Origin of the sequence: Streptomyces sichuanensis, assembly GCF_020328095.1 — a bacterium.
Taxonomy (GTDB): Bacteria; Actinomycetota; Actinomycetes; order Streptomycetales; family Streptomycetaceae; genus Streptomyces; species Streptomyces cinnamoneus.
Genome location: NZ_JAIXMK010000228.1, coordinates 1 through 4691 on the forward strand (window position 1 = coordinate 1; position 4691 = coordinate 4691).

The 4691-nt window shown below is 70.3% G+C and carries 4 protein-coding genes; 3 read left to right on the forward strand and 1 reads right to left on the reverse strand.

Going from position 1 to position 4691, the window contains the following annotated elements:
• The 3 genes from LE181_RS31435 to LE181_RS31445 form a co-directional block, all read left to right on the forward strand.
• On the forward strand, positions 1-424 hold a 424-nt coding region (locus tag LE181_RS31435), incomplete at its 5' end, for a squalene/phytoene synthase family protein (RefSeq protein ID WP_225664976.1).
• Positions 425-545: 121 nt separating this feature from the next.
• The gene (locus LE181_RS31440; RefSeq protein ID WP_225664978.1) at positions 546-959 is read left to right on the forward strand and encodes a hypothetical protein; all 414 of its coding nucleotides are present in this window, start codon (positions 546-548) and stop codon (positions 957-959) included.
• A 150-nt stretch (positions 960-1109) separates the two neighbouring features.
• Positions 1110-2033 carry an aminoglycoside phosphotransferase family protein gene (locus LE181_RS31445; RefSeq protein WP_225664980.1) on the forward strand — a complete coding sequence of 308 codons (924 nt, stop codon included), beginning with the start codon at positions 1110-1112 and terminating at the stop codon, positions 2031-2033.
• A gap of 520 nt (positions 2034-2553) precedes the next feature.
• On the opposite strand, the gene LE181_RS31450 is transcribed toward LE181_RS31445, so the two are convergent.
• Positions 2554-4125, reverse strand: coding sequence for an RICIN domain-containing protein (locus tag LE181_RS31450; RefSeq protein ID WP_225664981.1), 1572 nt, complete (start codon positions 4123-4125; stop codon positions 2554-2556).
• Positions 4126-4691 lie beyond the last annotated feature (566 nt).

The following is a 4691-nucleotide window of genomic DNA, read 5'->3' on the forward strand; positions in this document are numbered from 1 at the left end:
CGCGGACCCCGGGGAAAGCCGTGCGCTGTGCCGGTCCTACATCGACGGCAGCCAGCGACTGGACTTCGTCAACGACCTGGCCGAGGACCTCGGCCACGGCCGCCTGACCCTCCCCGAGGAGACGCTCCAGCAGTACGGGGTCTCCCGCACCGACCTCGAACGGGGCCTCGACGGCCCGGCGACCCGCGCCCTCCTCACGGGACTTCTCACGCAGAGCCGCCAGGACCTCCTCGCCAGCCGCCCGCTGCCGCGGCTGGCCCCGCCCGCCCACCGCGCGTTCGTCCGGGCGTTCGTCACCCTGGAGGGGATCACCAACGACGCCGCGCTGGCGAAGGGCACCGCCCTCCTGCGCGGAGCGGCCGGGCCCCCTCCCCGTGCCGCCCTCGGCGTTCTGGCACGGGAATACCGCCGCCGCGGCCACTGACCGGCCGCACGGGCCGGCGGGCCGACGGCCCTCATTCGGCTCCCGCCGAATCACGTCGACCGCGACGACGGCTCCGGGGACCCTGGCCGTGCCTACATTCCGGCCTTGCAGGAGGGGTTCCATGAGCAACCGTCGAACGACCCGCACCACCCGCGCACTCGGCCTCGTGCTCGCCGGGACGGCGGCCCTCTCGGTCGCGCTGCCGGCCACCGCCTCGGCGGCGCAGACGAGCGGCACCACAGCGGCGGCGTCCTGCTACGACGGCTCCGTGGGCATATCGCTGCCCGCGAACGGCTACAGCAGAGAGTTCACCACCACGTCCCGCTGCGCCGACATCAACCTGCGCATCGACTCCGGCGGCGGCCAGTGGGTGGCGGTCTGCTGGGCCGCCCACGGCTCGTGCCAGTCGTCCTGGACGTGGGTGCCGCAGGGCGGCGGGTACCACGTCGTCGCCTCCGACGTGAAGAACGGGACGAAGTTCTACTTCACCACCACGAACGGCGGCGGCACCCGCCACGGTCGCGCCGCCTTCTGACACACCGGCCGCGGACCAAGGCGACGACACCTACGGCACGTTGCTGCTCCACCGCGGCTCGCGCACGACGGTGTCCGGATTCGTCCAGTCCTTCACGGGAGTCCCAGTAGGTTGCCGCACACACCCCCTTCCCGTGAAGGATGTCCGCCCATGAGTGCACCCCCAGGAGTCGAGGTACCGCCGGCCTTCGTCGCGGCCTGCATCAGGAACAGCGGTGAGGACGGGAAGGAGTGGGTCGCCGGCCTGCCCTTGCTGGCCGCCGGCCTGCTGGAGCGCTGGGACCTCACACCGGACGGCGACGCACGGCACGGGGAGGCGTCGCTGGTGGTGCCCGTCCGGCACCCGGACGGGACGCCCGCGGTGCTGAAGCTCCAGATGCCCCGGGAGGAGAGCGCCGCCGCGCTGACCGGCCTGCGCGTCTGGAACGGCGACGGCGTCATGCGGCTCCTCGACCACGATCCGGACAGCAGCGCCATGCTGCTGGAACGGCTGGACGGTTCCCGCACGCTGGCCGCCGTCGAGGACGACGACACCGCGATGGGCCTCCTCGCCGGCCTGCTGGCCCGCCTCACCTCCGTCCAGGCCCCCGCGGAGCTGCGCCGGCTCGGGGACGTCGCCCACGAGATGCTGGAGCAGGTGCCCGCTGCCGTCACCGCGCTGACCGACCCGGCCGACCGGCGGCTGCTGCGCTCCTGGGCCTCGGCGGTGGCCGAACTGGCCGACGAGCCGGGGGACCGGATGCTGCACTGGGACCTCCACTACGACAACGTCCTGTCCGCGGAGCGCGAACCCTGGCTCGCCATCGACCCCGAACCCCTCGCCGGAGACCCCGGCTTCGACCTGTGGCCCGCCCTGGACAGCCGCTGGGAGACCGTGGCAGCCTCGGGCGAGCCCCTGCGCGTGGTGCGCCGCCGTTTCGACCTGCTCACCGACACCCTCGGCCTGGACCGGGACCGTGCGACGGGCTGGACCCTGGGCCGGCTGCTGCAGAACTCCCTCTGGGACGTCGAGGACGGAGCCACGGCACTCGCCCCCTCGCAGACGGCGGTCGCCGAGGCGCTCACAGTCCGCTGAATACGAGTACCACGAGTACGAGGACCCGGAGTGGTCACGGCGGCTCCGTACCTTCCTTGCTGTTGCCGGGGGTGAGTGTGCCGGCCCGGCAGGCACAGCAACCTGCCCGCAGCACCGGTGTCGGCACGCCGCCACCGTCAGGTCGGCAGCCCGATGTCGGCGCACGGGCGGTGCGCCGGATTGAGGGTGGCTTGTGCTCCGACGACGACTTCGACTACTTCGTGCTCTAGCTGGTGGCCCAGAGGCAACGGGCCTACAAGGCGGTGCTTGCTCGTAGCCCGGGAACGCGCGGGTGTCGGTGGCCATGGTCGCCCAGGCGTAGAAGGTGCGGTCGCGGAGCATCGCGAAGAGCACGCCGATGCGGTGCCGGGCGAGGCGGAGGAGGACCTGTGCGAGCACCCACCCCCCGCCTCGAAAGGTGCCCTCCGGCCGAAGAAGTCCGGCAACCAAGGCGCACCGAAAGTCCCAGTGTCCCCCTGCCGATCACAGGCAGGGGGACACGGTCGTTCAGGTGGTCAGCTCACTTGGGGCAGTCCATGACCCCCTTGGCAATGCCCTCGAACGCGCCTTTGAGCATGCCGACGGCGACTCCCTCGGGGCCGGCCAAGGCCCCCACGAGACCGTTGACGACAATGCTGCCGCCGATTTTCTTGGCCATGCACTTGTCGTGTTCGTCGCTGTCCTTGGAAGCGGGAGCGGCCATCAAGGACTTCGCCGACGTCATCAGCTTGACGGTCTGCTTCGCAGCCGCGGAGGTGCCGCTGCCCAGGGAGAATGTCGGGGGCGAGATCGTGCCGGTCACGGTGTCGCCGGTGACGCCTTCGATGGTCTGGGTGACGGTGTTGCCGTCGACCGCGAGACTGACCTTGTGGTTCGTGCCGTTGGTGTCCGTGACGGTACCGGGCTGCACCGTTGCTATCGTGCTGCCGTCGGCGGCGTTGACCTGGACACCACCCTTGTAGGCGATCAGCTTGCCGCCTGCGGGCACGTCCACGGTGGCCTTCGCGGTTTTCGCGATGGCGGCAGGCTTGGCGTCGGTGCTGCCGGATACGGTGCCGGGCGGGGTCGCGCTGGTGCGGGCGACGTACATCGTGGAGCCGGCCGCCGAATTGATGACGGGGACGGTCACGGTCGCGTCGGCGGTCCACGGCTGGTTGTCGGTGTCGAAGGTCCACGTGCCGGTGACCTTCTTGCCGACGGCGGCGAAGTCGACCCATCCGTAGTTCTTGGCCGGGACGTCGATCGCGATGCCGTTCACCGTGGTCTCGTCGGACTGGTAGGTCTGCGTCGCGGTGAGCTGGCTGGAGATCATCGCCTGGACCGGGGTGGAGACACCGACAGAGGTCGACACGCCCGCGGAGTACGACTGCGCCCAGCCGGAGTGGTAGACCGTGGTGAAGACCTGCTTCATGCTGCCGCTGGTGTCGTTGTACCAGACCGACGAGGCCGGCTTACGGGGCAGGACCTCGGGCTGTCCTTCGGACTTCTGTGTCCACGAGCAGGTGGCGGTCTTCTTGGAGCACAGGTTGGCGTAGAAGTCGAGGGCGAGCTGCCTCGCCTCGGCCGCCTTCGACGCGGGAACCGTCCACTCCTGGCTCGCGCTTCCGTTGCAGATGTTGGGCTGGGCGAGGATGCCCCACAGGTGGAGGCCGCCCCGGTTGTCCATGCACCACTCAGTGCCGTTGCGGTCGTCGCGGCGGACTATGCCGAACGTGTTGGGCTTTCCGTCGACGGGGCGGAAGTTCCACTGCTCACCGTCCTTGCCACAGGACTGCTGAACGGCGGGCTGGGTGGCGTAGATGCACTTCCCGGAGGAGGTGTTGGCGATGTTGAACGTGCCGGGGGCGCCGAGCTTGATCAGGCGCCAGTTGCGGTAGTTGGTGCCGTCGGGAGTGACGGAGATCTGGTTTCCGTCATTGTTGCCCGTCGCATTGAGGGTGCCGTCGGTGTTGGTGAAGGTCCAGACGTCGGAGTCCGCGGCCTGCGCCGGGGTGGCGGTGGCGACGACGCCGGAGGTGAGCATGAGCAGGGCGAGGATCGGGGCAGATGCGAGGCGTCTGACGCGTCTGAGGACCTTGAGGTGTCTAGACATGTGGCCTTCCGTGGTGAGTTCGTGAATCGCCGGTCGTCCCTCCGTGAGTGTGCACGGGTCGATGAAATCGGACTGAAACAAGGGAGTTCACGGGGAAGCGCCCCAGCGCCTCTCAGCCGGATGCCTCCGCAGCCAGTGCCCGCCGGCAGAGGGAATCGGCCGCGCGTGGGTGGTCGCGGGGACGCGGTAGCGGGGGCCCAGCGCCGGCGTCCACGCGCCGGCGTGGTCGATGCTCACGCGGTGGACCCATGAATGCCCTGCGCTGTGACACCGGCCCGCGCACAGTCGACGGCGCCGAGCCCGGCGGGCGAGGGCGAGGAGGAGGCAGGGCCCCGCCTTTACGGCCTCGGGCCGGTGCTACTGGACCTCTGGGAGACCGACATCACGCCCGCGCTGCTTCCCCTTCACAAACAGTACAAGCAGGACACGCCCGTGCTGCCTCCGATGGTCATCCCCGGGCCGGTCGCGTGGTTCTACCCGGCTCTCCCGCCCTCGGCACGCGGTCCGACGCGCCGACGCGGAATTCCGAACCGTCCTGCCCGCGTGGCTGGACCGTTCTCCCTCGC

What these genes read in the sequence shown, in the direction of transcription:
- LE181_RS31450 (WP_225664981.1), bottom strand. Translation starts at nt 4,125, where the DNA reads ATGTCTAGACACCTCAAGGTCCTCAGACGCGTCAGACGCCTCGCATCT.
- LE181_RS31445 (WP_225664980.1), top strand. Translation starts at nt 1,110, where the DNA reads ATGAGTGCACCCCCAGGAGTCGAGGTACCGCCGGCCTTCGTCGCGGCC.
- LE181_RS31440 (WP_225664978.1), top strand. Translation starts at nt 546, where the DNA reads ATGAGCAACCGTCGAACGACCCGCACCACCCGCGCACTCGGCCTCGTG.